Annotated in this window: 26 protein-coding genes and 1 pseudogene; 11 read left to right on the forward strand and 16 right to left on the reverse strand. The window is 58.7% G+C overall.

Annotation, left to right across the window (positions count from 1 at the left end):
- Positions 1 to 4 precede the first annotated feature (4 nt).
- From HUW52_RS13055 to HUW52_RS13060, 3 genes and pseudogenes are all read right to left on the reverse strand, one after another.
- Positions 5 to 451 (reverse strand): NUDIX hydrolase, encoded by a 447-nt coding sequence (locus HUW52_RS13055; protein ID WP_175553858.1) that lies wholly within the window; start codon positions 449 to 451, stop codon positions 5 to 7.
- Between the two features lie 28 nt (positions 452 to 479).
- A pseudogene (locus tag HUW52_RS30340) lies at positions 480 to 578 on the reverse strand (metal ABC transporter ATP-binding protein); the annotation flags it as partial.
- Between the two features lie 71 nt (positions 579 to 649).
- Positions 650 to 2,875, reverse strand: a complete 2,226-nt coding sequence (locus HUW52_RS13060) for an NADP-dependent isocitrate dehydrogenase (RefSeq protein WP_175553859.1) — start codon at positions 2,873 to 2,875, stop codon at positions 650 to 652.
- 481 nt (positions 2,876 to 3,356) lie between these two features.
- Between HUW52_RS13060 and icd the strand changes: the two genes are divergently transcribed.
- Complete coding sequence (gene icd, locus HUW52_RS13065) at positions 3,357 to 4,613, forward strand: NADP-dependent isocitrate dehydrogenase (RefSeq protein ID WP_095118226.1); 1,257 nt, start codon at positions 3,357 to 3,359, stop codon at positions 4,611 to 4,613.
- Positions 4,614 to 4,690: 77 nt separating this feature from the next.
- Here icd and HUW52_RS13070 read toward each other — a convergent pair whose 3' ends face one another.
- Entirely contained in the window at positions 4,691 to 4,972 is a 282-nt protein-coding gene (locus tag HUW52_RS13070) for a cold shock domain-containing protein (protein WP_016987406.1), read from the reverse strand.
- Positions 4,973 to 5,196: 224 nt separating this feature from the next.
- Here HUW52_RS13070 and clpS point away from each other — a divergent pair, with 224 nt between their 5' ends.
- Complete coding sequence (gene clpS, locus HUW52_RS13075; protein WP_016987405.1) at positions 5,197 to 5,580, forward strand: ATP-dependent Clp protease adapter ClpS; 384 nt, start codon at positions 5,197 to 5,199, stop codon at positions 5,578 to 5,580.
- 30 nt (positions 5,581 to 5,610) lie between these two features.
- Positions 5,611 to 7,881, forward strand: a complete 2,271-nt coding sequence (gene clpA, locus HUW52_RS13080) for an ATP-dependent Clp protease ATP-binding subunit ClpA (protein ID WP_175553860.1) — start codon at positions 5,611 to 5,613, stop codon at positions 7,879 to 7,881.
- A gap of 1,071 nt (positions 7,882 to 8,952) precedes the next feature.
- On the opposite strand, the gene infA is transcribed toward clpA, so the two are convergent.
- The 3 genes from infA to aat all read right to left on the reverse strand — a co-directional run bounded on the left by infA (position 8,953) and on the right by aat (position 10,729).
- Positions 8,953 to 9,171, reverse strand: a complete 219-nt coding sequence (gene infA / locus HUW52_RS13085; RefSeq protein ID WP_002553999.1) for a translation initiation factor IF-1 — start codon at positions 9,169 to 9,171, stop codon at positions 8,953 to 8,955.
- Between the two features lie 112 nt (positions 9,172 to 9,283).
- The gene (locus HUW52_RS13090; RefSeq protein WP_016987044.1) at positions 9,284 to 9,991 is read right to left on the reverse strand and encodes an arginyltransferase; all 708 of its coding nucleotides are present in this window, start codon (positions 9,989 to 9,991) and stop codon (positions 9,284 to 9,286) included.
- Between the two features lie 57 nt (positions 9,992 to 10,048).
- Positions 10,049 to 10,729: a leucyl/phenylalanyl-tRNA--protein transferase gene (gene aat, locus HUW52_RS13095; protein ID WP_175553861.1), complete on the reverse strand. Its 681-nt coding sequence runs from the start codon at positions 10,727 to 10,729 to the stop codon at positions 10,049 to 10,051.
- Positions 10,730 to 11,267: 538 nt separating this feature from the next.
- Between aat and HUW52_RS13100 the strand changes: the two genes are divergently transcribed.
- The 6 genes from HUW52_RS13100 to cysG all read left to right on the forward strand — a co-directional run bounded on the left by HUW52_RS13100 (position 11,268) and on the right by cysG (position 18,893).
- A complete protein-coding gene (locus tag HUW52_RS13100) occupies positions 11,268 to 13,676 on the forward strand; it encodes a DNA translocase FtsK (RefSeq protein ID WP_016987046.1) in 2,409 nt (802 codons plus the stop codon).
- Positions 13,677 to 13,743: 67 nt separating this feature from the next.
- Complete coding sequence (lolA, locus tag HUW52_RS13105) at positions 13,744 to 14,364, forward strand: outer membrane lipoprotein chaperone LolA (protein WP_095118231.1); 621 nt, start codon at positions 13,744 to 13,746, stop codon at positions 14,362 to 14,364.
- A gap of 141 nt (positions 14,365 to 14,505) precedes the next feature.
- Positions 14,506 to 15,828: a replication-associated recombination protein A gene (locus HUW52_RS13110; RefSeq protein WP_034155144.1), complete on the forward strand. Its 1,323-nt coding sequence runs from the start codon at positions 14,506 to 14,508 to the stop codon at positions 15,826 to 15,828.
- Positions 15,828 to 16,202, forward strand: coding sequence for a fluoride efflux transporter CrcB (crcB, locus tag HUW52_RS13115; protein ID WP_007908079.1), 375 nt, complete (start codon positions 15,828 to 15,830; stop codon positions 16,200 to 16,202). Before HUW52_RS13110 ends, crcB begins: the two co-directional genes overlap by 1 nt.
- Before the next feature lie 15 nt (positions 16,203 to 16,217).
- Positions 16,218 to 17,498 carry a serine--tRNA ligase gene (gene serS / locus HUW52_RS13120; RefSeq protein WP_007908080.1) on the forward strand — a complete coding sequence of 427 codons (1,281 nt, stop codon included), beginning with the start codon at positions 16,218 to 16,220 and terminating at the stop codon, positions 17,496 to 17,498.
- On the forward strand, positions 17,499 to 18,893 hold the full coding sequence (cysG, locus tag HUW52_RS13125; RefSeq protein ID WP_175553862.1) for a siroheme synthase CysG: 1,395 nt from the start codon (positions 17,499 to 17,501) through the stop codon (positions 18,891 to 18,893).
- A gap of 118 nt (positions 18,894 to 19,011) precedes the next feature.
- On the opposite strand, the gene HUW52_RS13130 is transcribed toward cysG, so the two are convergent.
- The 8 genes from HUW52_RS13130 to HUW52_RS13165 all read right to left on the reverse strand — a co-directional run bounded on the left by HUW52_RS13130 (position 19,012) and on the right by HUW52_RS13165 (position 23,706).
- On the reverse strand, positions 19,012 to 20,013 hold the full coding sequence (locus HUW52_RS13130) for a glutathione S-transferase family protein (protein ID WP_175553863.1): 1,002 nt from the start codon (positions 20,011 to 20,013) through the stop codon (positions 19,012 to 19,014).
- 91 nt (positions 20,014 to 20,104) lie between these two features.
- Positions 20,105 to 21,106 carry a glycosyl transferase family protein gene (locus HUW52_RS13135; RefSeq protein WP_175553864.1) on the reverse strand — a complete coding sequence of 334 codons (1,002 nt, stop codon included), beginning with the start codon at positions 21,104 to 21,106 and terminating at the stop codon, positions 20,105 to 20,107.
- A complete protein-coding gene (locus HUW52_RS13140; protein WP_016987051.1) occupies positions 21,103 to 21,438 on the reverse strand; it encodes a TusE/DsrC/DsvC family sulfur relay protein in 336 nt (111 codons plus the stop codon). Before HUW52_RS13140 ends, HUW52_RS13135 begins: the two co-directional genes overlap by 4 nt.
- Complete coding sequence (gene tusB, locus HUW52_RS13145) at positions 21,435 to 21,728, reverse strand: sulfurtransferase complex subunit TusB (protein ID WP_175553865.1); 294 nt, start codon at positions 21,726 to 21,728, stop codon at positions 21,435 to 21,437. Before tusB ends, HUW52_RS13140 begins: the two co-directional genes overlap by 4 nt.
- Positions 21,728 to 22,084, reverse strand: a complete 357-nt coding sequence (tusC, locus tag HUW52_RS13150) for a sulfurtransferase complex subunit TusC (RefSeq protein WP_016987053.1) — start codon at positions 22,082 to 22,084, stop codon at positions 21,728 to 21,730. Before tusC ends, tusB begins: the two co-directional genes overlap by 1 nt.
- A 1-nt stretch (position 22,085) precedes the next feature.
- Positions 22,086 to 22,478, reverse strand: coding sequence for a sulfurtransferase complex subunit TusD (gene tusD, locus HUW52_RS13155; RefSeq protein WP_175553866.1), 393 nt, complete (start codon positions 22,476 to 22,478; stop codon positions 22,086 to 22,088).
- 168 nt (positions 22,479 to 22,646) lie between these two features.
- A complete protein-coding gene (locus HUW52_RS13160) occupies positions 22,647 to 23,351 on the reverse strand; it encodes a YoaK family protein (protein ID WP_016987054.1) in 705 nt (234 codons plus the stop codon).
- Between the two features lie 25 nt (positions 23,352 to 23,376).
- Complete coding sequence (locus tag HUW52_RS13165) at positions 23,377 to 23,706, reverse strand: DUF6388 family protein (protein WP_016987055.1); 330 nt, start codon at positions 23,704 to 23,706, stop codon at positions 23,377 to 23,379.
- 134 nt (positions 23,707 to 23,840) lie between these two features.
- Here HUW52_RS13165 and HUW52_RS13170 point away from each other — a divergent pair, with 134 nt between their 5' ends.
- On the forward strand, positions 23,841 to 24,191 hold the full coding sequence (locus HUW52_RS13170) for a hypothetical protein (RefSeq protein ID WP_016987056.1): 351 nt from the start codon (positions 23,841 to 23,843) through the stop codon (positions 24,189 to 24,191).
- A gap of 115 nt (positions 24,192 to 24,306) precedes the next feature.
- Here the strand turns inward: HUW52_RS13170 and HUW52_RS13175 are convergent, their stop codons facing one another.
- The gene (locus tag HUW52_RS13175; protein ID WP_016987057.1) at positions 24,307 to 24,732 is read right to left on the reverse strand and encodes a GNAT family N-acetyltransferase; all 426 of its coding nucleotides are present in this window, start codon (positions 24,730 to 24,732) and stop codon (positions 24,307 to 24,309) included.
- Between the two features lie 148 nt (positions 24,733 to 24,880).
- Between HUW52_RS13175 and HUW52_RS13180 the strand changes: the two genes are divergently transcribed.
- A complete protein-coding gene (locus HUW52_RS13180; protein ID WP_016987058.1) occupies positions 24,881 to 25,318 on the forward strand; it encodes a hemerythrin domain-containing protein in 438 nt (145 codons plus the stop codon).
- Positions 25,319 to 25,383 lie beyond the last annotated feature (65 nt).

The raw sequence follows: 25,383 nt of genomic DNA on the forward strand, positions 1-25,383 counted from the left end.
AAGGCTAAAGAGAAGGGCGGATCAGTTCGAGGCTGAAGTGATGACCGGCCAGATAATCGTCGATGCAACGGATGATCAGCTCGCTGCGCCAGTTGTCGCGCTGGGCGATTAATTCGTCGCGGGTCAGCCACTTGGCGCCGACGATGCCGTCGTCGAGCTGGTAATCCGGGTGATGTTTGACGGCTTTGGCACTGAAACACACGCGCTGGTAAGTCACGCCGTTGCTTGGCGCGGTGTACAGGTATATGCCGATGACGCCTGTGGGCTCGACGTCCCAGCCGGTTTCTTCGAGGGTTTCGCGCACGGCGGCTTCGATCAGGGTTTCGTCCGGGTCGAGATGACCGGCGGGCTGGTTGAGCACGTTACGCCCGGCCTTGTGTTCTTCGACCATCAGGAAGCGACCGTTGTCCTCGACGATGGTGGCGACGGTGATGTGGGGGAGCCATTCCATAAAACCTTCCTCAATCTATTGGTTGAAACCCAATCCCCTGTGGGAGCGAGCTTGCTCGCGAATGCGGTTTATCATTCAACATTTTCATTGACTGACCCGCCGCCTTCGCGAGCAAGCTCGCTCCCACAGGGGAAGTGTGAACTCTGGAAACACAAACCCCGGCACGAGGCCGGGGTTTGTGATGTTCCCTTTACAACCTTAAACCAGCGCAGCAATCGCCGCGTTGAGGGTTGCGCTTGGGCGCATGGCCTTGCTGATCAGCTCGGCATTGGCGTGGTAGTAACCGCCGATGTCGACTGGCTTGCCCTGAACGGCGTTGAGCTCGGCAACGATGGTTGCTTCGTTCTCGGTCAGAGTCTTGGCCAGAGTCGCGAACTGCGCTTGCAGTGCAGCGTCTTCAGTCTGGGCAGCCAGGGCCTGGGCCCAGTACATCGCCAGATAGAAGTGGCTGCCGCGGTTGTCGATGTTGCCGACTTTGCGCGATGGCGACTTGTTGTTGTCGAGGAACTGGCCGGTGGCCTGATCCAGGGTTTTCGACAGCACCAAGGCTTTCGGGTTGTTGTAGTTCACACCCAGGTGCTCAAGGGACGCTGCCAGTGCGAGGAACTCGCCCAGCGAATCCCAGCGCAGGAAGTTCTCTTCAACCAGTTGCTGCACGTGCTTCGGTGCCGAACCGCCGGCGCCGGTTTCGAACAGGCCACCGCCGTTCATCAGCGGCACGATCGACAGCATCTTGGCGCTGGTGCCCAGTTCCATGATCGGGAACAGGTCGGTCAGGTAGTCGCGCAGTACGTTGCCGGTCACCGAAATGGTGTCCTTGCCTTCGCGGGTGCGCTGCAGGGTGAACTTCATCGCGTCGACCGGCGCCATGATCTGGATGTCCAGACCGGCGGTGTCGTGATCCTTCAGGTAGGCCTGAACTTTCTCGATCACTACGCCGTCGTGAGCGCGCATCGGGTCGAGCCAGAAGATCGCTGGAGTTGCGCTTGCACGAGCGCGGTTGACGGCCAGTTTGACCCAGTCCTGGATCGGCGCGTCTTTGGTCTGGCACATGCGGAAGATGTCGCCGGCTTCAACAGCCTGTTCCATCAGCAGGTTGCCCTTGCTGTCGGTGACGCGAACAACGCCGTCAGCCTTGATCTGGAAGGTCTTGTCGTGCGAGCCGTACTCTTCGGCTTTCTTTGCCATCAGGCCAACGTTTGGCACGCTGCCCATGGTGGTCGGATCGAAAGCGCCATTGGCTTTGCAGTCTTCGATTACGGCCTGGTAGATGGTCGCGTAGCAACGATCCGGGATCACAGCCTTGGTGTCGTGCAGCTGACCGTCGGTGCCCCACATTTTGCCGGAGTCACGGATCATTGCTGGCATCGAGGCGTCGACGATAACGTCGCTCGGCACGTGCAGGTTGGTGATGCCTTTGTCCGAGTTGACCATCGCCAGCGATGGACGAGCAGCGTAGACCGCCGCCATGTCGGCTTCGATCTGAGCCTGTTGCTCAGCCGGCAGGGCCTTGATGCGCGCGTACAGATCGCCGATGCCGTTGTTCAGGTTGAAGCCGATCTCGGCCAGCACGGCAGCGTGCTTGGTCAGCGCGTCTTTATAGAACTCGGCAACGATCTGGCCGAACATGATCGGGTCGGAGACCTTCATCATGGTCGCTTTCAAGTGAACCGAGAGCAGCACGCCCTGGGCCTTGGCGCTGTCGATTTCAGCAGCGATGAACGCGCGCAGGGCGTTTTTGCTCATCACGGCGCAGTCGAGGATCTCGCCAGCCTGAACGGTGGTTTTTTCTTTCAGAACGGTAGCGGTACCGTCCTTGGCAATCAGCTCGATCTTCACGGCGTCAGCGGCGTCGATCAGGGCAGCTTTTTCGCTGCCGTAGAAATCGCCGGTGCTCATGTGAGCGACGTGGGACTTGGAGTCTTTGGCCCAGGCGCCCATTTTGTGCGGGTGCTTGCGAGCGTAGTTCTTCACCGACAGCGGTGCGCGACGGTCGGAGTTGCCTTCACGCAGAACCGGGTTCACGGCGCTGCCCTTGACCTTGTCGTAACGCGCCTTGGCGTCTTTGTCGGCGTCGCTGGTCACGGTTTCCGGGTAGTCCGGCAGGTTGTAACCCTGAGCTTGCAGCTCTTTGATCGCAGCTTGCAGCTGTGGCACCGAAGCGCTGATGTTCGGCAGCTTGATGATGTTGGCTTCAGGCGTAACGGCCAGGTCGCCCAGTTCGGCGAGGTGGTCGGCTACGGCTTTGTCGCCCAGTTGCTCGGGGAAGCTGGCCAGAATGCGCGCTGCAAGAGAGATATCGCGGGTTTCCACGGCGATATCGGCCGAGGCGGTGTAAGCCTCGATGATCGGCAGCAGGGAATAGGTGGCGAGGGCTGGAGCTTCGTCGGTGAAGGTATAGATGATCTTCGAGCGGGTGGGCATATTCGGATTAACTCTCTCTTCTTTGCTAAAGCGTGCGCAGAAACTCGAGGGGCGCCGGGTAAGCGCGTTCGTTCAAAGTCATCCATGAACCGAATGTCGAGATTCTTCGCGGTGATGTTGGGTGCATCAGTAGAGCGTCAAGCAGTCGGACTGCGGTAACAACCCGACCAATCAGGCGGAAAGTCTCGTGCTAGAGAGGCCAGCCGTCGTGACCCTGTGGTCAGCGGCGGGCATTATACATAGGTAGCTGGCAATCTGCCGATGGTTCATATGCAACGATTCTCGTCCATTGGTCTAAAGGTCGCAGGGCAGGGTGGCGCGTAGAGTCGTTGCGAATGCTTGAGTTTGGCGCTTTTCCCTTTGCTTTCAGGCTTGTAGGAATCGAGTTGTGCGAATGCCGGGAACTGAGGGTTTGCGTGTTGATTTAACTGGGTTACGCTCGAACCAAGCCAGATGTTCAATCCAAACAATGGAGTTCAGCATGGGTTACAAGAAGATTCAGGTTCCAGCCGTCGGCGACAAAATCACCGTCAATGCAGACCATTCTCTCAATGTTCCTGATAACCCGATCATCCCCTTCATCGAAGGTGACGGCATTGGTGTCGACATCAGTCCGGTGATGATCAAGGTTGTCGATGCTGCAGTTCAAAAGGCATACGGCGGTAAGCGCAAGATTTCCTGGATGGAAGTCTACGCCGGGGAAAAAGCCACTCAGGTTTACGATCAGGACACCTGGCTGCCTCAGGAAACCCTCGATGCAGTCAAGGATTACGTGGTTTCCATCAAAGGCCCGCTGACCACTCCAGTCGGTGGCGGCATCCGCTCGCTGAACGTGGCCCTGCGTCAGCAACTCGACCTCTACGTCTGCCTGCGCCCGGTGCGCTGGTTCGAAGGTGTGCCAAGCCCGGTGAAAAAACCCGGCGACGTCGACATGACGATCTTCCGCGAGAACTCCGAAGACATCTATGCCGGCATCGAGTGGAAGGCCGGTTCGCCGGAAGCCACCAAGGTCATCAAATTCCTTAAAGAAGAAATGGGCGTCACCAAGATCCGTTTCGACGAAAACTGCGGCATCGGCGTCAAGCCGGTTTCGCTGGAAGGCACCAAGCGTCTTGCGCGCAAGGCTCTGCAATACGTAGTCGATAACGACCGCGATTCGCTGACCATCGTGCACAAAGGCAACATCATGAAGTTCACCGAAGGTGCCTTCAAAGAGTGGGCCTACGAAGTGGCCGCTGAAGAATTCGGCGCGACCCTGCTCGACGGCGGCCCGTGGATGCAGTTCAAGAATCCGAAAACCGGCAAGAACGTTGTGGTCAAGGACGCTATCGCTGACGCCATGCTCCAGCAGATCCTGCTGCGCCCGGCGGAATACGATGTGATCGCAACCCTTAACCTGAACGGCGACTACCTTTCCGACGCCCTGGCGGCGGAAGTGGGCGGTATCGGCATCGCACCGGGCGCCAACCTGTCCGACACCGTGGCGATGTTCGAAGCCACCCACGGTACTGCACCGAAGTACGCCGGCAAGGATCAGGTCAACCCGGGTTCGCTGATTCTCTCGGCTGAAATGATGCTGCGACACATGGGCTGGACGGAAGCGGCGGATCTGATCATCAAGGGCACCAACGGCGCCATTGGTGCCAAGACTGTGACGTATGACTTTGAACGTTTGATGGAGGGGGCGAAGCTGGTTTCGTCTTCGGGCTTCGGCGATGCGTTGATTTCGCATATGTAAAAATGCGGGCACACAAAAACCGCCTGACTCGATGAATTGAGTCAGGCGGTTTTTTTATGGCTGAAAATTCAGCGGCGTCAGTTGGTCACTTTTTCTTCGTGAGTGGCGACCTGGATCGCCTCTTTCACGGCGTCGGCCGCGCAAATCTTCACGGCATGAAGGCCTTTGGGGCCTTGCACGATGTCGAATTTCACTGCCTGACCCGCTTTCAGGGTTTTATACCCGTCCATTTCAATGGCCGAGTAGTGCGCAAAGAAATCGATGTCTTTGCCATCCTCATCGCGGCCTTCACGGGCGTCGGTATTGATAAAGCCGAATCCCTTGGCATTGTTGAACCATTTCACCTTGCCGACAGCCATGCTCAAATCCCTCTGCAACAGACTCCATCGCTGGAGTATCATCCAATTCATCCGCAATCTAATCCGTTAAAAGGATTGACTCCGCGGATCTTTTTTACCCACTGTGGGCTCTATTGGTTGTAACACCGTTTTCCCGATAGTCAAGGTGACCGGGCAGTCGGAGTTGAAAACGTGGACAACCGCCCCCACCACTGTATTTGCACAACTGACGAACCTTTCTTTCCATGCATGCAATCAGCCAGATTCGACTAACATTCAATCAGGATCGCCCGCTTCTCCAAAAGGATCTTCCAGAGGAGCACGACGACGATTCGGCAGGCGTTGCTGTTCAGGAAGCAAAGCCTGCGTTACAGGCGCCGCCGATGTACAAGGTGGTTTTGTTTAATGATGACTACACACCGATGGATTTCGTCGTCGAAGTGCTCGAGGTGTTTTTTAACCTGAATCGCGAGCTGGCGACCAAGGTCATGCTGGCCGTCCACACAGAAGGACGGGCAGTATGTGGAGTGTTTACCCGCGACATCGCCGAGACAAAGGCCATGCAGGTCAACCAGTACGCCAGGGAAAGCCAGCATCCGCTACTCTGTGAAATCGAGAAGGACGGTTAATCGCCGACCACTTGGGTATGAGGTGAAGCTATGTTAAACCGCGAGCTCGAAGTCACCCTCAATCTAGCCTTCAAGGAGGCTCGTTCGAAACGTCATGAATTCATGACCGTCGAACACCTTTTGCTGGCCCTATTGGACAATGAGGCTGCCGCCACCGTTTTGCGTGCCTGCGGCGCAAACCTCGACAAACTCAAGCATGACCTGCAGGAGTTCATCGACTCCACCACGCCATTGATCCCCGTTCATGACGAAGATCGCGAAACCCAGCCAACCCTGGGCTTCCAGCGTGTACTGCAACGTGCTGTTTTCCACGTACAGAGCTCGGGCAAACGCGAAGTAACCGGCGCCAACGTGCTGGTTGCCATCTTCAGTGAGCAAGAGAGTCAGGCAGTGTTCCTGCTGAAACAGCAGAGCGTTGCGCGCATCGATGTCGTCAACTACATCGCTCACGGCATTTCCAAAGTGCCGGGGCATGGCGATCACTCTGAAGGTGAACAAGATATGCAGGACGACGAGGGCGGTGAGTCTTCTTCTTCAGGCAATCCTCTGGATGCTTATGCCAGCAACCTCAACGAACTCGCGCGTCAGGGTCGAATAGATCCGCTGGTCGGCCGTGAGTCGGAAGTCGAGCGTGTCGCGCAGATTCTGGCGCGCCGGCGCAAAAACAATCCGTTGCTGGTCGGTGAAGCGGGCGTGGGTAAAACCGCGATTGCCGAAGGTCTGGCCAAGCGCATTGTCGACAACCAGGTGCCGGATCTGCTGGCCAACAGCGTTGTTTATTCGCTTGACCTTGGCGCTCTGCTCGCAGGCACCAAGTATCGCGGTGATTTCGAGAAGCGCTTCAAGGCGCTGCTCAATGAACTGAAAAAACGCCCGCAGGCGATCCTGTTCATCGACGAGATCCACACCATCATCGGTGCCGGCGCTGCGTCGGGCGGGGTCATGGACGCTTCGAATCTGCTCAAACCGTTGCTGTCGTCTGGCGACATTCGCTGCATCGGCTCGACCACGTTCCAGGAATTCCGCGGCATCTTCGAGAAGGATCGTGCCTTGGCGCGTCGCTTCCAGAAGGTCGATGTCGTCGAGCCGTCGGTGGAAGACACCATCGGTATCCTGCGCGGCCTGAAAGGGCGTTTCGAGCAGCACCACAACATCGAATACAGCGATGAGTCGTTGCGCGCCGCTGCTGAACTGGCCTCGCGCTACATCAATGACCGGCATATGCCGGACAAGGCCATCGACGTGATCGACGAGGCGGGCGCCTACCAGCGTCTGCAACCCATCGAGAAACGTGTGAAGCGCATTGAAGTGCCGCAGGTTGAAGACATCGTCGCGAAAATCGCACGGATTCCGCCGAAGCACGTCACCAGCTCCGACAAAGAGCTGCTGCGTAATCTTGAGCGTGACCTGAAGCTGACGGTGTTTGGTCAGGACGCGGCGATCGATTCGCTGTCGACCGCGATCAAACTGTCCCGTGCCGGGCTCAAATCGCCGGACAAGCCAGTCGGTTCGTTCCTGTTCGCAGGTCCGACCGGTGTCGGTAAAACCGAGGCTGCGCGGCAACTGGCCAAGGCGTTGGGGATCGAACTGGTTCGCTTCGACATGTCCGAGTACATGGAGCGTCACACCGTATCGCGTCTGATCGGTGCGCCTCCAGGCTATGTCGGTTTCGATCAGGGCGGTCTGTTGACCGAGGCGATCACCAAGCAACCGCACTGCGTATTGCTCCTCGATGAAATCGAGAAGGCGCATCCGGAAGTCTTCAACCTGCTGTTGCAGGTGATGGACCACGGTACGCTGACCGACAACAACGGGCGCAAGGCGGACTTCCGCAACGTGATTGTGATCATGACCACCAACGCCGGTGCCGAAACGGCGGCGCGTGCTTCGATCGGTTTCACCCATCAGGACCACTCGTCTGATGCGATGGAAGTGATCAAGAAGAGCTTCACGCCGGAGTTCCGTAACCGTCTGGACACCATTATCCAGTTTGGTCGCCTCAGTCATGAGGTCATCAAAAGTGTGGTGGACAAGTTCCTCACCGAGCTTCAGGCGCAGCTGGAAGACAAGCGTGTGCTGCTTGAGGTCACTGATGCCGCGCGTAGTTGGCTGGCGGCGGGTGGTTATGACTCGGCGATGGGCGCACGTCCGATGGCGCGCCTGATCCAGGACAAGATCAAGCGTCCGTTGGCGGAGGAGATTCTGTTTGGCGAGCTGGCCGAGCATGGCGGTGTGGTGCACATCGACATCAAGGATGGTGAGTTGACGTTTGACTTCGAAACTACCGCAGAAATGGCCTGATGGCCTGAGATCAAGAGGGCGCCTTCGGGCGCCTTTTTGTTATTTGTCGTTTGGGTTTTTTGGGTGAATATCCGTTGCTGCGGTGATGGCTTATTACGGTTTCGCCCTTACGGCGACTCACTTTTTTTCAAACGCCAAAAAAAGTAAGCAAAAAACGCTTGCTCCTACGTGCGGCCCGCTCGCTGAGGCTCGGGGTTCCTTCGCTGCGGGATCGATCCGGGCGCAGCGCCTACGGTTTGCTGCGCTGCACCTCCTCTCGCTGTGTTTGGCTGCGCCAAACGGTCGCTGCGCTCCCACGCCCGGATCAATCCCTCCACTCAGCCTTCCGACGTCGCCCGTGGATCAAGATCAAGAGCAGGCGAGCTGACACTCGGCCTATTGAGTGGTGAAAAGCACAGCGTGGCCGGCTTTTGATTTGCGTTGGATTCGCCCCTCATCGGAACGCCGCCCGCCCAGCCCTCTCCCGAGGGAGAGGGAGCCGATCTGTGGGCTTTTCAAAACCTGAGTTCACCGCGGTATCGCACGTCGGCGTAGCTCTCCCAAACACTTCGGTCAGTCCCCTCACCCTCCGTAAGTAGAGGGAGAGGGGCTGCTTTGTGTGCTTTTCAAAGCCTGAGTTCAACGCGGTATCGCACGTCGGCGTAGCTCTCCCAAACACTTCGGTCAGTCCCCTCACCCTCCGGGAGTAGAGGGAGAGGGGCTGCTTTGTGTGCTTTTCAAAGCCTGAGTTCAACGCGGTATCGCACGTCGGCGTAGCTCTCCCAAACACCTCGGTCAGTCCCCTCTCCCTCCGGGAGAGGGCTAGGGTGAGGGGCTCTTGATCTGGCTTTTGATCTGGCTTCGGCTTTTGATCTTTTGCCCCACCGTAGCGAGGGAACACTGAGCCTCAGCGAAGTGCCGTACGCCGGGGCAAAGCCTTTTGGGTTACCTTTTCGGCGTTTGGAAAAGGTGACTCGCTGTAAGAGCGAAACCGCCAGCAGCAACACCCGCAGCAACGGATATGCTCACAAAACCCAAATCCCAGACAAACAAAAACGCCCGGCATAAACCGGGCGTTCTGTATTGACTTGATTAACGAGCGCGGTAAGTGATGCGCCCTTTGCTCAAGTCATAGGGCGTCAGCTCGACGCGCACTTTGTCACCGGTAAGAATACGAATGTAGTTCTTGCGCATCTTGCCGGAAATATGCGCGGTTACGACGTGCCCATTTTCCAACTCCACACGAAACATGGTGTTGGGCAGGGTGTCGACGACAGTGCCTTCCATTTCGAAGCTGTCTTCTTTCGACATGCAGTAAAGCCCTCGGTATCCAATGAATGGCCCGGTGCAACTGCGCCAGGCAAAAGCGGCGTGCATTGTGCCCGAAAAATGGGGTTTACGCCAAGGGGTTTACGGCTTGGGTTTAGTTGAGGATGACCCAGCGCTGATTAATCAGCAATTCGATGGGTCGGTATTGCGTCTTGTAGTTCATCTTTTTGCAGTTCTTGATCCAGTAACCGAGGTACACCGCCTCAAGCCCGAGACGCTGTGCCTCGGCGATTTGCCAGAGGATGGCAAATCGGCCAAGGCTGCGGCGCTCTTCGTCGGGTTCGTAGAAGGTGTACACCGCTGACAAACCGTTCGGCAGTAAATCGGTCACCGCCACGGCCAGTAACCGTCCGTCGAGTCGGAATTCGTAAAAACGCGAGAAGGGCAGGTCACGTACCAGAAAAGTCGAGAATTGATCACGGCTTGGCGGGTACATATCGCCGTCGGCGTGGCGTTGTTCGATATAGCGCTGGTACAGATCGAAATATTCTTCACTGAATTGCGGTTTGGCCGGGCGCACCTGCAAATCCGCGTTGCGCTTGAAAATCCGCTTCTGCTGACGATTAGGTGTGAACTGCGCCACCGGAATGCGCGCAGGCACGCACGCATTGCAGTTCTGGCAATGCGGCCGGTACAGATGATCGCCACTGCGGCGAAAGCCCATTTCCGACAGGTCTGCGTAGACATGCACATCCATGGGCTGGCTCGGGTCGAGAAACAGGGTGGTGGCCTGCTCCTCGGGCAGATAACTGCAAGAGTGAGGCTGAGTGGCATAGAACTTCAACCGCGCCAACTCGGTCATGATCAACCCTCGGGATAAGCTGGTGAATTAAGTGTAAGCCACGCGCGCAAAAGTCGCTCAGCAAACCCAAGTGGCACGATTGGGTTGATCCAGGTGATTTGCCAGATAGTCGGCGAATTGCTGACGAGGAATGGCCCGCGCGCCGAGGCTGTGCAGATGATCGGTCGGCATTTGGCAGTCGATCAGCACGAATCCTGAGTCTTTCAGGTGGCGCACCAGGGTGGCAAAGCCGAATTTCGAGGCGTTGTCAGCGCGGCTGAACATCGATTCGCCAAAAAACAGTTGGCCCATAGTCAGTCCGTACAGGCCGCCGACCAGTTCGCCTTGATCCCACACTTCGACCGAATGAGCGAAGCCGCGGCGATGCAATTCAATGTAGGCATCCTGCATGGCTTCGGTGATCCAGGTGCCGTCGGCGTAATCCCGTGGCGCGGCGCAGGCGCGGATCACGGCGTCGAAGTCCTGATCGAAGGTCACTTGATAGCGTGCCTGGCGCAGCAGTTTGCCGAGGCTGCGCGAGACATGCAGTTCGTCGGGAAACAGCACCGTGCGCGGATCCGGCGACCACCAGAGAATCGGCTGGCCCTCGGAAAACCACGGAAAACAGCCATGACGATAAGCCGCGATCAAACGATCGGCAGACAGATCGCCGCCCGCGGCGAGCAATCCGTTGGGGTCGCGCATGGCCTTTTCCAGAGGCGGAAAAGTCAGGGAGTTACGTTGTAACCAAGTCAGCATGGTATCCGGGCTTGCAGTAGGGGTGGGCGGGGCAAGTTGTTGGGTACGCGGTAAAGTGTGCCGCTAAACGTTGCGAATGTCGTCTCGATCCTGCGCGACGTTCGCCGCATTGCAACTTGGCGAGTCGGGCGCGGTCGTAACCGAGCGCTGTGGCCCGGCACCTGGCCGGCATGGCGAGCGGTCAGTGACAGTTCAGAAGGTCTGGATGGCAATGCTTCGCTACGTTCATCAAATACACCTCATAAGCCTTTGTCACAAAAGACAATGCATGCTCAAATTGAAGCGCAGGTTTTATGCGCTTGGCTATGCTCAACGCTGGGGTTTGAAGCATGGCATCCGACGCACAAACCCGTACAATGCCGGGCTGTTACAGAATATTCGCCGGGCACTGTTTTGATACCTGTGTTTATAAAAGCAGCAGCGCAGTGTTAAAAGTAGTCTCAGTTGTGCCCGTCAACTTTTTTACCTGCCTGGATTGGGCAGTTTTTTATCGTCATTCAATAGATGGACGCGCCTCGGGCGCAGGAAAAGAAGCGTTTTGAAGAAATCCACCGAAGCACCAAAAACAGTCGTTCCGCTCTGGCGCCAACAGTTGCACTACCGGCTCAAGGAAGGTGCATTGATCGCCATCGGCGCCTTGTGCCTGTTCCTGATGATGGCTTTGCTGACCTACGGCAAGGACGATCCGGGCTGGAGTCACAACAGCAAGATCGACGACGTGCAGAATTTCGGTGGCCCGGCGGGCTCCTACAGCGCCGACATCCTGTTTATGGTGCTCGGTTACTTCGCCTATATCTTCCCGTTGCTGCTGGCGGTCAAAGCCTGGCAGATCTTCCGGCAGCGCCACGAACCGTGGCAGTGGAGCGGCTGGCTATTCTCCTGGCGCCTGATTGGTCTGGTGTTTCTGGTCTTGTCCGGCGCAGCTCTGGCGCATATCCATTTCCATGCCGCGACCGGTCTGCCGGCGGGCGCTGGTGGCGCTTTGGGCGAAAGTCTCGGCGATCTGGCGAAAAACGCGCTGAACATTCAGGGCAGCACGTTGCTGTTCATCGCGCTGTTCCTGTTTGGCCTTACGGTATTTACCGACCTGTCGTGGTTCAAGGTGATGGACATCACCGGCAAGATCACCCTCGACCTGTTTGAACTGTTCCAGGGCGCGCTGAATCGCTGGTGGTCGGCGCGTACCGAGCGCAAACAACTGGTCGCGCAACTGCGTGAAGTCGATGACCGCGTTCACGATGTGGTCGCGCCGACGGTCACCGACAAACGTGAGCAGGCCAAAGTCAAAGAACGCCTGATCGAACGTGAGCAAGCCCTGAGCAAGCACATGTCCGATCGCGAGAAACAAGTGCCGCCGGTTATCGCCCCGGCCCCGGCCAAAGCGCCCGAGCCAAGCAAGCGCGTGCAGAAAGAGAAACAGGTGCCGTTGTTCGTCGACAGCGCCGTGGAAGGCACCTTGCCGCCGATCTCGATTCTCGATCCGGCAGAAAAGAAACAACTCAATTACTCACCGGAATCCCTGGCGGCGGTCGGCCATTTGCTGGAGATCAAGCTCAAGGAGTTCGGTGTCGAAGTCACGGTGGATTCGATTCACCCGGGTCCGGTGATTACCCGTTACGAAATTCAGCCTGCCGCCGGCGTCAAAGTCAGCCGCATCGCCAACCTGGCGAAAGACCTTGCGCGTTCGCTGGCCGTGACCAGCGTACGTGTGGTCGAGGTGATTCCCGGCAAGACCACCGTAGGTATCGAGATTCCCAACGAAGACCGGCAGATCGTGCGCTTCTCCGAAGTGCTGTCGACGCCTGAGTACGACAACTTCAAATCGCCGGTCACCCTGGCACTCGGTCACGACATCGGCGGCAAGCCGGTGATCACTGACCTGGCGAAGATGCCGCACTTGCTGGTGGCCGGTACCACCGGTTCCGGTAAGTCGGTGGGTGTGAACGCGATGATCCTGTCGATCCTGTTCAAGTCCGGCCCGGAAGACGCCAAGCTGATCATGATCGACCCGAAAATGTTGGAACTGTCGATCTACGAAGGCATTCCGCACTTGCTGTGCCCGGTCGTCACCGACATGAAAGACGCCGCCAACGCCTTGCGCTGGAGCGTTGCCGAGATGGAGCGCCGCTACAAGCTGATGGCGAAAATGGGCGTGCGCAACCTGTCTGGCTTTAACGCCAAGGTCAAGGAGGCCCAGGACGCTGGCGAGCCGTTGAGCGATCCGCTGTACAAGCGCGAAAGCATTCACGACGAAGCGCCGCTGCTGCAGAAATTGCCGACCATCGTTGTGGTGGTCGACGAGTTCGCCGACATGATGATGATCGTCGGCAAGAAGGTGGAAGAACTGATCGCCCGTATTGCCCAGAAAGCGCGTGCGGCGGGTATTCACTTGATTCTCGCGACCCAGCGGCCATCGGTGGACGTGATCACCGGTCTGATCAAGGCCAACATTCCGACGCGTATGGCGTTCCAGGTGTCGAGCAAGATCGACTCCCGCACCATTATCGATCAGGGCGGCGCCGAACAACTGCTCGGTCACGGTGACATGCTCTATATGCCGCCGGGCACCAGCCTGCCGATCCGGGTTCACGGTGCGTTCGTTTCCGACGATGAAGTACACCGTGTGGTCGAAGCGTGGAAACTGCGCGGCGCGCCGGAATACAACGACGACATCCTCAACGGTGTCGAAGAAGCCGGCAGCGGTTTTGAAGGCAGCAGCGGTGGCGGTGACGGTGATGATCCGGAAGCCGACGCGCTTTACGACGAAGCTGTACAGTTCGTGCTGGAAAGCCGTCGTGCCTCGATTTCTGCGGTACAGCGCAAGCTGAAGATCGGCTACAACCGCGCCGCACGGATGATCGAAGCCATGGAAATGGCCGGCGTCGTCACCTCGATGAACACCAACGGTTCCCGTGAAGTTCTGGCTCCAGGCCCGGTACGCGACTGATTGCAAACGCAAGAGGCGGGACAATGATGTGCCGCCGCTCTCCCAACGAGTATTCAAGAGGACTCCCATGCGTCTTATCCGCATGCTGCTGCCAGTACTGGCGCTGACCACTCTCACGGCCCACGCCGATGACAAGGACGTGGCGCGTCTGACCCAATTGCTGGAAACATCCAAGACCCTGAGCGCGAACTTCTCGCAGCTGACCCTCGACGGCAGCGGCACGCAGTTGCAGGAAACCACTGGCAACATGACCCTGCAGCGTCCTGGCCTGTTCTACTGGCACACCAACGCGCCGGCCGAGCAGACCATGGTTTCCGATGGCAAGAAAGTCACCCTGTGGGACCCGGATCTGGAACAGGCGACCATCAAGAAGCTCGACGAGCGTCTGACCCAGACCCCGGCGTTGCTGCTGTCCGGTGATGTGTCGAAGATCAGCCAGAGCTTTGATATTTCCGCGAAAGAGGCGGGCGGTGTGATCGACTTCACCCTCAAGCCGAAAACCAAGGACACCCTGTTCGACAACCTGCGCTTGTCGTTCCGCAACGGTCTGCTTAACGATATGCAACTGATCGACAGCGTCGGCCAGCGCACCAATATCCTGTTTACCGGGGTCAAGGCCAACGAGCCGGTGCCAGCCTCCAAGTTCAAGTTCGACATCCCCAAGGGTGCCGATGTGATCCAGGAATAAACACAAAACCCTTTGTAGGAGTGAGCCTGCTCGCGATTCGATTTGTCAGTCACATCTTCATCGTCTGACCCACCGCTATCGCGAGCAGGCTCACTCCTACAGGGTCAATGATCGGCAAAATAGAGGTTTCAACGCTACGTGATGGATCTGTTTCGCAGTGCACCGATTGCTCAGCCACTGGCCGCGCGTTTGCGTGCGACCAATCTGGATGAGTACGTCGGTCAGGAGCACGTGCTCGCTCGCGGCAAGCCTCTGCGTGAGGCGCTGGAGCAGGGTGCCCTGCATTCGATGATCTTCTGGGGCCCGCCGGGCGTGGGTAAAACCACGTTGGCGCGGTTGCTCGCGGAAGTCTCCGATGCGCACTTCGAAACAGTCTCGGCGGTGCTCGCCGGGGTGAAAGAGATCCGTCAGGCCGTTGAAATCGCCAAGCAGCAGGCCGGCCAGTACGGCAAGCGCACGATTCTGTTCGTCGATGAAGTGCACCGCTTCAACAAATCGCAGCAGGATGCTTTTCTGCCGTACGTTGAAGATGGCACGCTGATCTTCATCGGCGCCACCACCGAAAATCCTTCGTTCGAACTCAACAACGCCTTGTTGTCGCGTGCCCGCGTCTACGTGCTGAAAAGCCTCGACGAAGCGGCGCTGCGTAAGCTGGTGCACCGTGCGCTCACCGAAGAACGTGGTTTGGGCAAGCGCAACCTGACGCTCAACGACGAAGGTTTCCAGATGCTGCTGTCCGCCGCCGATGGCGATGGCCGGCGTCTGCTCAATCTGCTGGAAAACGCCTCGGATCTGGCTGAAGACAACAGCGAAATCGGCACCGAGTTGCTGCAAAGTCTGCTCGGCGATACCCGTCGACGTTTCGACAAGGGTGGCGAAGCGTTTTACGACCAGATCTCGGCACTGCACAAATCGGTGCGTGGCTCCAACCCTGACGGCGCGCTGTACTGGTTTGCGCGGATGATCGACGGCGGTTGCGATCCGCTATACCTGGCCCGACGCGTGGTGCGCATGGCCAGCGAAGACATCGGCAACGCCGACCCGCGCGCCCTCAGCCTGTGCCTCGCGGCGTGGGAAGTGCAGGAGCGCCTCGGCAGCCCGGAAGGCGAGTTGGCGGTGGCCCAAGCCATCACTTATCTGGCCTGCGCGCCGAAAAGCAATGCGGTGTACATGGGTTTCAAAACCGCACTGCGCGCTGCGGCCGAAAATGGCTCGCTGGAAGTGCCGCTGCACCTGCGCAATGCGCCGACCAAACTGATGAAGCAGTTGGGCTACGGTGACGAATACCGTTACGCCCACGACGAGCCGGACGCGTATGCCGCCGGCGAAGATTATTTCCCGGAAGAACTCGACCCAATCCCGTTCTACCAACCAGTACCGCGCGGCCTGGAACTGAAGATCGGCGAGAAGCTCAACCATCTCGCCCAACTCGACCGTTTAAGCCCTCGGCAGCGGAGAAAATAGTGCTTCCACTGATCATTGCGGTCTCCGCCGGCGGGGTTGCCGGCACCTTGTTGCGCTTCGCCACCGGCAATTGGGTCAACGCCAATTGGCCGCGGCACTTCTATACCGCGACGCTGGCCGTTAATATCGTGGGCTGTCTGCTGATTGGCGTGTTGTACGGCCTGTTTTTGATACGCCCGGAAGTGCCGATCGAGGTGCGTGCCGGGTTGATGGTCGGCTTCCTCGGGGGGCTGACGACTTTTTCATCCTTTTCACTGGATACGGTGCGCCTGCTGGAAAGCGGGCAAGTGCCGCTGGCCTTGGGCTATGCGGCACTCAGCGTATTCGGCGGGCTGCTCGCGACGTGGGCTGGCCTGTCTTTGACCAAACTTTGATAACGAGAAACCGACATGCTCGATTCCAAACTGTTACGTAGCAACCTTCAGGACGTAGCGGACCGCCTGGCTTCCCGTGGCTTTGCCCTGGATACCGCGCGCATCGAAGCGCTGGAAGAACAGCGCAAGACCGTCCAGACCCGCACCGAAGCACTGCAGGCTGAGCGTAACGCGCGTTCCAAATCCATCGGTCAGGCCAAGCAGCGCGGCGAAGACATCGCGCCGTTGATGGCGGACGTCGAGCGCATGGCGGGCGAACTGAGCGCTGGTAAAGTCGAGCTGGACGCGATCCAGACCGAACTGGACTCGATCCTGCTCGGTATCCCGAACCTGCCACACGAATCCGTGCCGGTCGGTAAAGACGAGGACGACAACGTTGAAGTGCGCCGCTGGGGCACGCCGACTGCTTTCGATTTCGAAGTGAAAGACCACGTTGCCCTGGGCGAGAAGTTCGGCTGGCTGGACTTTGAAACTGCCGCCAAGCTGTCCGGCGCGCGTTTCGCCCTGTTGCGTGGCCCGATCGCCCGTCTGCACCGCGCACTGGCGCAGTTCATGATCAACCTGCACGTCAACGAGCACGGTTACGAGGAGGCTTACACGCCTTATCTGGTCCAGGCCCCGGCGCTGCAAGGCACCGGTCAACTGCCGAAGTTCGAAGAAGACCTGTTCAAGATCGCCCGCGAAGGCGAAGCCGATCTGTACCTGATCCCGACCGCCGAAGTGTCGCTGACCAACATCGTTGCCGGCGAAATCGTCGACTCGAAACTGCTGCCGATCAAGTTCGTCGCGCATACCCCTTGCTTCCGCAGTGAAGCCGGCGCGTCGGGTCGCGACACGCGTGGCATGATCCGTCAGCACCAGTTCGACAAGGTTGAAATGGTTCAGATCGTTGAGCCGTCGACCTCGATGGAGGCACTGGAAGGCCTGACCGCCAACGCCGAAAAAGTTTTGCAGCTGCTCGGTCTGCCTTATCGCACCTTGGCGCTGTGCACCGGCGACATGGGCTTCAGCGCGGTCAAGACTTATGACCTCGAAGTGTGGATCCCGAGCCAGGACAAGTACCGCGAAATCTCCTCGTGCTCGAACTGCGGCGACTTCCAGGCCCGTCGTATGCAAGCGCGTTTCCGCAACCCGGAAACCGGCAAGCCGGAGCTGGTGCACACCCTCAACGGTTCCGGTCTGGCGGTTGGTCGTACGCTGGTTGCCGTGCTGGAAAACTACCAGCAGGCCGACGGCTCGATTCGTGTGCCGGACGTACTGAAGCCGTACATGGGTGGCCTTGAGGTCATCGGCTAAATGAAATATCTGCCGCTGTTTCACAACCTGCGCGGCAGTCGTGTGTTGGTCGTCGGTGGGGGGGAAATTGCCTTGCGCAAATCCCGCCTGCTGGCCGATGCCGGTGCGCTGCTGCGGGTGGTCGCACCTGAAATCGAAACGCAACTGCGCGAACTGGTCACTGCCTCTGGCGGTGAATGCCTGTTGCGCGGTTACGTCGAGGCCGATCTGGACGGTTGCGGGCTGATTATCGCTGCCACCGACGATGAGACGCTGAACGCACAAGTCTCCATCGATGCTCACAAGCGCTGCGTGCCGGTCAACGTGGTCGATGCGCCGGCCTTGTGCAGCGTGATCTTCCCGGCGATCGTCGATCGCTCACCGCTGATCATCGCTGTGTCCAGCGGCGGCGACGCTCCGGTGCTGGCGCGACTGATTCGCGCCAAGATCGAAACCTGGATTCCCTCGACTTACGGTCAGTTGGCCGGGCTCGCCGCGCGTTTCCGCAATCAGGTGAAAAGCCTGTTTCCGGATGTGCAGCAGCGTCGTGGCTTCTGGGAAGACGTATTTCAGGGGCCGATCGCCGATCGGCAACTGGCCGGGCAGGGCGCCGAGGCCGAGCGTCTGCTGCAAGCCAAGATCGATGGCGAGGCCATGGTCACCACCGGCGAGGTGTATCTGGTCGGCGCTGGCCCGGGCGATCCGGATCTGCTGACCTTCAAGGCTTTGCGTCTGATGCAGCAAGCCGATGTAGTGCTGTACGACCGCTTGGTCGCGCCAGCGATTCTAGAATTGTGCCGTCGCGATGCCGAGCGGGTCTACGTCGGCAAGCGTCGGTCTGATCACGCCGTGCCGCAGGATCAGATCAACCAGCAACTGGTCGATCTGGCCAAGGCCGGCAAGCGTGTGGTGCGGTTGAAGGGCGGTGATCCGTTTATCTTTGGCCGTGGCGGCGAAGAGATCGAAGAACTAGCGGCCCACGGCATTCCGTTTCAGGTGGTGCCGGGTATCACCGCAGCCAGCGGTTGTGCGGCGTATGCCGGCATTCCGCTGACGCATCGTGATTACGCGCAATCAGTGCGGTTTGTCACCGGGCATTTGAAGGACGGTTCCACCGATCTGCCATGGGCTGACCTTGTCGCGCCGGCGCAGACACTGGTGTTCTATATGGGCCTAGTCGGCTTGCCGGTCATTTGCGAACAACTGATCAAGCATGGTCGTTCAGCCGATACCCCGGCGGCATTGATTCAGCAGGGCACCACGGTCAATCAGCGAGTCTTTACCGGCACGCTGGCCGATCTGCCGCGATTGGTGGCGGAGCATGAAGTGCATGCGCCGACATTGGTGATCGTTGGTGAAGTAGTGCAACTGCGCGAGAAGCTGGCGTGGTTCGAAGGGGCTCAGGCGCAGGTCTAGAAATACCGAGTCGCCCCATTCGCGAGCAAGCTCGCTCCCACAGGGGATTTGTGAACGACACATATCCCGTGTGGGAGCGAGCTTGCTCGCGAAGAGGCCTTTCAAGACCCTATAACTCTCAACCTTTTCGCCAAACCCCTTTGCCGCTCAACCGCGCCCGATCATGGGCCACAGTGAAATCCTGCGCCGGCCCCTTCGGCACAACCCCTGTCGGGTTGATCGTCTTGTGACTGCCGTAGTAGTGATTCTTGATGTGCTGGAAATCCACCGTCTCGGCAATCCCTGGCAGCTGATACACCTCACGCAACCAGTTCGACAGATTCGGGTAATCGGCAATCCGCCGCAGGTTGCACTTGAAGTGCCCGTGATAAACCGCGTCGAAACGAATCATCGTGGTGAACAGGCGGACGTCCGCTTCAGTCAGGTATTCCCCGCTCAGATAACGGTTGGCGCCCAAAACGCGCTCAAGGTGATCGAGCTCGGCAAACACCTCATCGAACGCTTCTTCATAAGCCTGTTGCGACGTCGCAAAGCCTGCGCGATACACGCCGTTGTTCACGGCCGGATAAATCCGCTCGTTCAGCGCATCAATCTCGCCGCGTAACGGCGCCGGGTAGAAGTCCAGATCATTGCCGGTCAGATCATCAAACGCGCTGTTGAACATGCGGATGATTTCCGCTGATTCATTGCTGACGATGCGTTTGAGCTTCTTGTCCCACAGCACCGGCACGGTGACGCGGCCGGTGTAGTCGGCAGTGTCGGCGGTGTAGCGCTGGTGCATGAATTCAAAGCCATCAAGCTTGTCGCCGGTCGAGCCGAGTGCTTGGTCGAAGGTCCAGCCGTTTTCCAGCATTAACCAACTGACCACCGAAACGTCGATCAGATTTTCCAGACCTTTGAGCTTACGCAGGATCAGCGTGCGATGCGCCCATGGACAGGCGAGAGAAACGTAGAGGTGATAGCGTCCGGCTTCAGCGGCAAACCCGCCTTCACCGCTCGGGCCCGGCTGGCCATCGGCGGTGACCCAGTTGCGGCGTTTTGCCTGTTCACGCTGGAACGCGCCGTCCTTGCTGCTTTCGTACCACTTGTCCTGCCAGCGGCCATCGACGAGTAAACCCATGATCAAGACTCCGTAAACCAATAATCGTTGGAGTCGAGTCTATTCCGATGAGTTCGAACAAAAAGCGCAAAGATCGGGCGTGAATGATCGGTTAAATCGATTTGTTCCGCGCAGCCCAGTATTGCTCGGCGGTTGTGAAGGCCTGTTCGCGGGGCTGGCCGAGGCCGCGCAAGGCCAGAGCCATGGTCGCAATCAGGGCCATTTGCGGGTAGCTGTCGACCACGTCGCCGCGCCATACGGCTTTCAAATGTTCAACGTCGAGGGTCGCCGGTTTGACGTGGCGTTGCGCCGACAATTGCGGCCATTCCTCGTCCCAGCTCTCGCCGCCGGTGGTGCCGTAGAGGTGGCTGTCGGCATCCGGGTTGATCTCGATTTCGCCGCCATCGCCCTTGACCACAATCGCCGTGTCGCCGAGCAGGCCGCTGGCATCGCGATGCACGGCTTGGTAGCCGGGGTGGAAAATGCTTTGCAGGCCGCAACGCGCGCCCAGCGGATTGAGAATCCGCGCCAGGGAATGAATCGGTGAGCGCAGACCCAAGGTGTTGCGCAGGTCGATCATCTTCTGCAACTGCGGCGCCCAGTCCACCAGCGGCATGAAGGCCAGGCCGCAGTTGTCCAGCGCTGTGCCGACCTGCTGCCAGGTGCGGCACAACGGAATGTTCAACTCACCGAGCAGTTGCTCGCTGTACAGCCGCCCGGCCGTGTGTGCGCCGCCGCCGTGCATGAAAATGCGCACGCCGTTTTGCGCCAGGCATTTGGCCGCCAGCAGATACCACGGTAGATGGCGCTTCTTGCCGGCATAGGTCGGCCAGTCCAGATCAACGTTCAGCTTCGGCGCCTGCAAGCGCTCGCGCAATGCTTCGGTGAAGCCGGCCATTTCCTCGGCGCTTTCTTCCTTGTGCCGCAGCAACATCAGGAACGCGCCGAGCTGGGTGTCTTCAACCTTGTCGTCGAGCACCATGCCCATGGCTTCGCGGGCTTCTTCACGAGTCAGATCGCGGGCGCCGCGTTTGCCCTTGCCGAGGATTCGCACGAATTGGGCGAACGGGTGTTCGGCAGGGGTTTCGAGGGTCAGTGCTGGAAAATCGATCATAAGCAATTCGTCGGTTTGGGCAGGCCCGCCAGTTTTGCGGCGAGTTTGGCGGGGGTGCCTTTGAACAGTCGGTTCAGGTGCAGGCTGTTGCCTTTGTCCGGGCCGAGTTTCAGTGCGGTGTACTTGATCAGCGGTCGGGTGGCCGGGGACAGCTGGAATTCGGCGTAGAAGCTCCGCAGCAGTTCGAGGACTTCCCAGTGTTCGGGCGTCAACTCGATGTCTTCGGCGGCCGCGAGGGCGCTGGCAACGTCGGCGGACCAGTCACTCAGGTCGACGAGAAAACCGTCCTTGTCCAGTTCGATGGCGCGGGCGCCGACGGTCATGGAATTCATAGCCAACTGTTGACCTTGTCGTGGTGGATCGACAATTCGACAAAGGCCGGATAATCGATGGCGTCGGCCCAGTCCGGGACTTCGATGGCGCGAGCCTGTGCATCTTCGGCAAGGACGAATAATTTGATTTGGCGGTGTTCCAGTGCAGTGAACGGCGCGGTGCCTGGTTGCAACGCATACACCGCATCGCCGGAGAGCAGCAATGCATCAGCGCTGCCGATCAGGCGCAGGCAACTGGTCAGGCGATCGTCGCCAAACGGGGAATGAGACAACACATGCAAAGTCGACATCAGAGGGTGATCACCTGGTCGTAACGGTCAATAAGGGCGGTGATCTGCTCGGCGGCCAGCGGCTGCGCTTCGTCCAGCGACAGATTGTTCAGTCCGCGAGTGCTGGCGCTGTCGGAGCAATAGAACAGCTCTTCAACGCCAAACATCGGCAGCGCTTGCAGGTTGGCGCTGAGGTCTTTCTGTTGCAGGGCCTTGGCGTTCTGCCCGGCGGCCAGTTGCAACACACCGTCATCGAGAAACAGTAAACCGATCGGCAGATCAAAGGCGCCACCGGCCAGCACGATATCCAGCGCTTCGCGAGCGCCGGGGCCAGACCACGGTGATTGGCGGCTGACGATCAACAGGGATTTGGCCATCTCACGCACCTCCGAAGCAGATCAGGCGGTCAGCGTCTTGCACCGCGTCATGCAACTGACCGAGACCGGACAATTCCCACGGTGCGCTGACCGAAATCGCGTCACGCTGGTAGCGCTTGGCTTCTTCAGCATTCAGCGCTCCACGGCGCAGGGCGGCGGCGATGCACACGACGCCGTCCAGTTGCTGCTCGGTGATGAACGCGCGCCATTGTTTGGGCAGGTCGAGTTCGTCCTGCGGCGTGACCACTGCATCCGAAGCGTTATAAACGCCGTCCTGATAAAAAAACAGCCGGACAATCTCATGCCCACCGGCCAGCGCAGCCTGCGCAAACAGCAGGGCACGGCGCGAGGAGGGCGCATGGGCGGCGGAAAACAGCGCGATGGCGAACTTCATGACGGACTCGATCAGCAAAACTGCGGCCATGATAAAGCTTTATCGAAGCCGCCGCGAAACCTTGTAGGCCTTCGCCTGCTCGCGATAGCGGTCTGTCAGCTGGTGAAGATGAAGAATGTGCCGGCGTCTTCGCGGACAGGCTCGCTCAGAGATTTTTGTTGTCCTCGGTTAGCGCGGCATATAGCCCAGTTGCCAGCGCCGCGGGATTTTCAGCGAGAGCAGCCCGATCATCGCCGCCAGCACACCGCTGACAAACATCGCCTTCAGTCCCAAGTGATGTTCCAGCACAGCCCCCAGAATCGCGCCGATAAACATCCCGCTCCATGGCACCAGTTGCACCCGCCAGCCGCTGCGCCGTTCGCCAAGCATCCAGCGGCCCAATCCACGGCCGAACCGCGACAGCGCGCCAGTCACGTAAGTCAGCCCGACCGGCAAGCCATTCACTTCTTCAACCGCCGCGTTGAGCATGCCCATCGCAATGATCGCCGCCAGCAGCGCAGGCAGTTGGGTTTCGAATGGCCAGAGCGCCGCCGCGCACAGCAGGGTGGCGATACACAGCAGCAGCGGCAGCGCCCGGCGTCCACCGAAACGTGCGACGACAACCCCCAAGGCATTCCCGACAATAAATGTTGCGACGAGGATCACCAGGCGCACGGTCAACCCGACATCGCCATCGCTGATCGCCACGGCGAGTCGAGTGGTGTTGCCGCTCATGAACGAGACGAAATCGCCGCTGGCCATAAAGCCGATGGCGTCGGTCATTCCGGCCAGCACCGAGAGGCTGGCCACCAGCGCCAGACCCACTCGTCCGCGCCATTTTTGCGTATGCAAGTGGCCAGGGCTGGCGCGATGAGTCGAGGCGGATGGCAACATTGCTGGCGGTGTCCTTCGGCGGCGGTTACGGTTCTATGCCATACAAATCGCAATATTCCAGCCAATCCATCCCGGCCATTTCCGCGACTTCACGATGTACTTCCAGGCGCTGCGCCTGATATTCCTCAGGCGAGTCGGCCGTCAGTTGCAAGGTCAACTCCCAAGCAAATAACCCGAGGCTTTCCGCTTCGGCTTCAAAAGCCTCATGCAGTCGTTCCTCGCGATACTGCGCTTGAGTTTCGCCCTTGGCCTGAGCCAGCAGCGGATTGAGATGGTCGAGGGTTTCGCGCAGTTCGGGACGCGCGTCGAGAAATACTTTCAGGGCATGTTCATGTCGCTGGTCGGTAGGCGCCATGTGTTTTCCTTGTGAGGCTGATGACCTTAGGTTGCCGCAGCGGCCCGCGCGTGTCGCGCTATAAATGCAGTAAAGCAGAACGATTTCTGCTGCTGCGGTGATACAGTCCGCTTTTTTCTGAATGAGCGAATGCAATGCGAATGCTGATGGTAGCGCTGGCCGCGACATTGCTGGCCGGTTGCGCAGGCTCGGTGATGGACGATGCTCGCACGAAAACCCCGTACAAGGTGTTGACGTCGAACAAAGCCGAAAAAGACGTGGCGCGGTGTGTGCAGTTTGGTTGGCAGGACGAAGCGGTATTTGGTGTCGATGCGGCGGCGTATCTGGAACCACGCAAAGCGGGTGGTACGACGGTGTACACCCGTTCGGCGGAGTCGTTTGTCGACGTGATCACCGAGGCATCGGGCACGACGTTGAATTACTACGCGCAGAAGGATGATTTTGTCGCCAAGCGCCGGTTGGCGGCGTTGGCGACTTGCCTCTGAGCATGCATTGAGGCGCCTGCCACCTTCGTCGGAACGCCGCTCGGAGCAGGCTCGCTCCCACATTGGAATACATTCCAATGTGGGAGCGAGCCTGCTCGCGAAGAGGGCGGTACATTCAACCTACAAGTCGCTTCTGGAAAAAATGCCGTTTGTGCCCCGGCGGATAATCGACGATTTCCCCAAACTGGCTATACCCCAGTTTCTTGTAGAACTCAGGTGCCTGAAAGTCGAACGTGTCGAGCCATGCGCCGATGCAGCCTTTCTCCCGCGCCAGCTCTTCGGCCATGCGCATCAGCTTCGAGCCAATTCCCTGGCCCCGGCCTGCTTCAGGCACTGACAGCAAATCGATGAACAGCCACTGGCAGACCAGTCGGCCATAGAGTCCGCCCAAAATCTGATCCTGATCGTCACGCACCAGCAAGGTGAGTGGCTCAGAGACGGCAATTCCGGCCTTGGCCACGTTATAGGCATGCAGGGGGGCCAAAATGGCCTGGCGTTCTTCTTCGGTGGAATGCTGCGACAGCTCAATGCGTAAGTTCATGCATGACTTCCTTGTTGTTTGAATTCGCAGCCTATCCTGCCCCGCGGCCATCTTCCAAGCCCTTCTTCAACCCGGTGGAACTGCCGCTCTCGCCTCGGGGTCTAGCCTTTACAGCGTCACTCCAGCACGCGGTTGATGAGGAACCTCCATGAATATTTTCGAAGCCCTTCGCGAAAGCCATGATCGCCAGCGCAGCTACGCCAAGACCTTGATCGAAACCAGTGGCGACACGCCGGAGCGGGTTGAAGCCTACAAACAGCTCAAGGCAGAACTCCAGGCCCATGAAACAGCGGAAGAGCGCCATTTCTACATTCCGTTGATGGAGCTTGATGACGGTGTCGATCTGAGCCGCCATGCCATCGCCGAACACCATGAAATGGACGAGATGATGGAAGAGCTCGATGAGACCGAGATGTCCAGCCCGGCCTGGCTGGCCATCGCGAAAAAGCTTTCTGACAAGGTTCATCACCATCTCAAGGAAGAAGAGCAGAAGTTCTTCCAGATGGCCGGCAAGTTGCTCAACGAAAAACAGAAAGAACAACTCGCCGGGCAGTACGAAAAGGAGTTCAACGCACAGTTGCCATGAGTACTGAATGGCAGCTTTTGCAGTATTGCCGTGTAATCTTTTGACCACATCTCAGGTGGGCGTTG

The sequence above is a fragment of the Pseudomonas sp. 43A genome (assembly GCF_013363935.1).
GTDB classification, from domain to species: domain Bacteria; phylum Pseudomonadota; class Gammaproteobacteria; order Pseudomonadales; family Pseudomonadaceae; genus Aquipseudomonas; species Aquipseudomonas crudilactis.

Coding starts and splice junctions, on each gene's coding strand:
- HUW52_RS13165 (WP_016987055.1), bottom strand. CDS start 23,706: ATGGCGCCTACCGACCAGCGACATGAACATGCCCTGAAAGTATTTCTC.
- lolA (WP_095118231.1), top strand. CDS start 13,744: ATGCGTCTTATCCGCATGCTGCTGCCAGTACTGGCGCTGACCACTCTC.
- HUW52_RS13055 (WP_175553858.1), bottom strand. CDS start 451: ATGGAATGGCTCCCCCACATCACCGTCGCCACCATCGTCGAGGACAAC.
- HUW52_RS13175 (WP_016987057.1), bottom strand. CDS start 24,732: ATGAACTTACGCATTGAGCTGTCGCAGCATTCCACCGAAGAAGAACGC.
- HUW52_RS13140 (WP_016987051.1), bottom strand. CDS start 21,438: ATGAATTCCATGACCGTCGGCGCCCGCGCCATCGAACTGGACAAGGAC.
- clpS (WP_016987405.1), top strand. CDS start 5,197: ATGCATGCAATCAGCCAGATTCGACTAACATTCAATCAGGATCGCCCG.
- HUW52_RS13135 (WP_175553864.1), bottom strand. CDS start 21,106: ATGATCGATTTTCCAGCACTGACCCTCGAAACCCCTGCCGAACACCCG.
- tusD (WP_175553866.1), bottom strand. CDS start 22,478: ATGAAGTTCGCCATCGCGCTGTTTTCCGCCGCCCATGCGCCCTCCTCG.
- clpA (WP_175553860.1), top strand. CDS start 5,611: ATGTTAAACCGCGAGCTCGAAGTCACCCTCAATCTAGCCTTCAAGGAG.
- HUW52_RS13110 (WP_034155144.1), top strand. CDS start 14,506: ATGGATCTGTTTCGCAGTGCACCGATTGCTCAGCCACTGGCCGCGCGT.
- tusB (WP_175553865.1), bottom strand. CDS start 21,728: ATGTCGACTTTGCATGTGTTGTCTCATTCCCCGTTTGGCGACGATCGC.
- infA (WP_002553999.1), bottom strand. CDS start 9,171: ATGTCGAAAGAAGACAGCTTCGAAATGGAAGGCACTGTCGTCGACACC.
- tusC (WP_016987053.1), bottom strand. CDS start 22,084: ATGGCCAAATCCCTGTTGATCGTCAGCCGCCAATCACCGTGGTCTGGC.
- HUW52_RS13060 (WP_175553859.1), bottom strand. CDS start 2,875: ATGCCCACCCGCTCGAAGATCATCTATACCTTCACCGACGAAGCTCCA.
- HUW52_RS13170 (WP_016987056.1), top strand. CDS start 23,841: ATGCGAATGCTGATGGTAGCGCTGGCCGCGACATTGCTGGCCGGTTGC.
- cysG (WP_175553862.1), top strand. CDS start 17,499: ATGAAATATCTGCCGCTGTTTCACAACCTGCGCGGCAGTCGTGTGTTG.
- aat (WP_175553861.1), bottom strand. CDS start 10,729: ATGCTGACTTGGTTACAACGTAACTCCCTGACTTTTCCGCCTCTGGAA.
- HUW52_RS13160 (WP_016987054.1), bottom strand. CDS start 23,351: ATGTTGCCATCCGCCTCGACTCATCGCGCCAGCCCTGGCCACTTGCAT.
- serS (WP_007908080.1), top strand. CDS start 16,218: ATGCTCGATTCCAAACTGTTACGTAGCAACCTTCAGGACGTAGCGGAC.
- HUW52_RS13090 (WP_016987044.1), bottom strand. CDS start 9,991: ATGACCGAGTTGGCGCGGTTGAAGTTCTATGCCACTCAGCCTCACTCT.
- icd (WP_095118226.1), top strand. CDS start 3,357: ATGGGTTACAAGAAGATTCAGGTTCCAGCCGTCGGCGACAAAATCACC.
- HUW52_RS13180 (WP_016987058.1), top strand. CDS start 24,881: ATGAATATTTTCGAAGCCCTTCGCGAAAGCCATGATCGCCAGCGCAGC.
- HUW52_RS13070 (WP_016987406.1), bottom strand. CDS start 4,972: ATGGCTGTCGGCAAGGTGAAATGGTTCAACAATGCCAAGGGATTCGGC.
- HUW52_RS13130 (WP_175553863.1), bottom strand. CDS start 20,013: ATGGGTTTACTCGTCGATGGCCGCTGGCAGGACAAGTGGTACGAAAGC.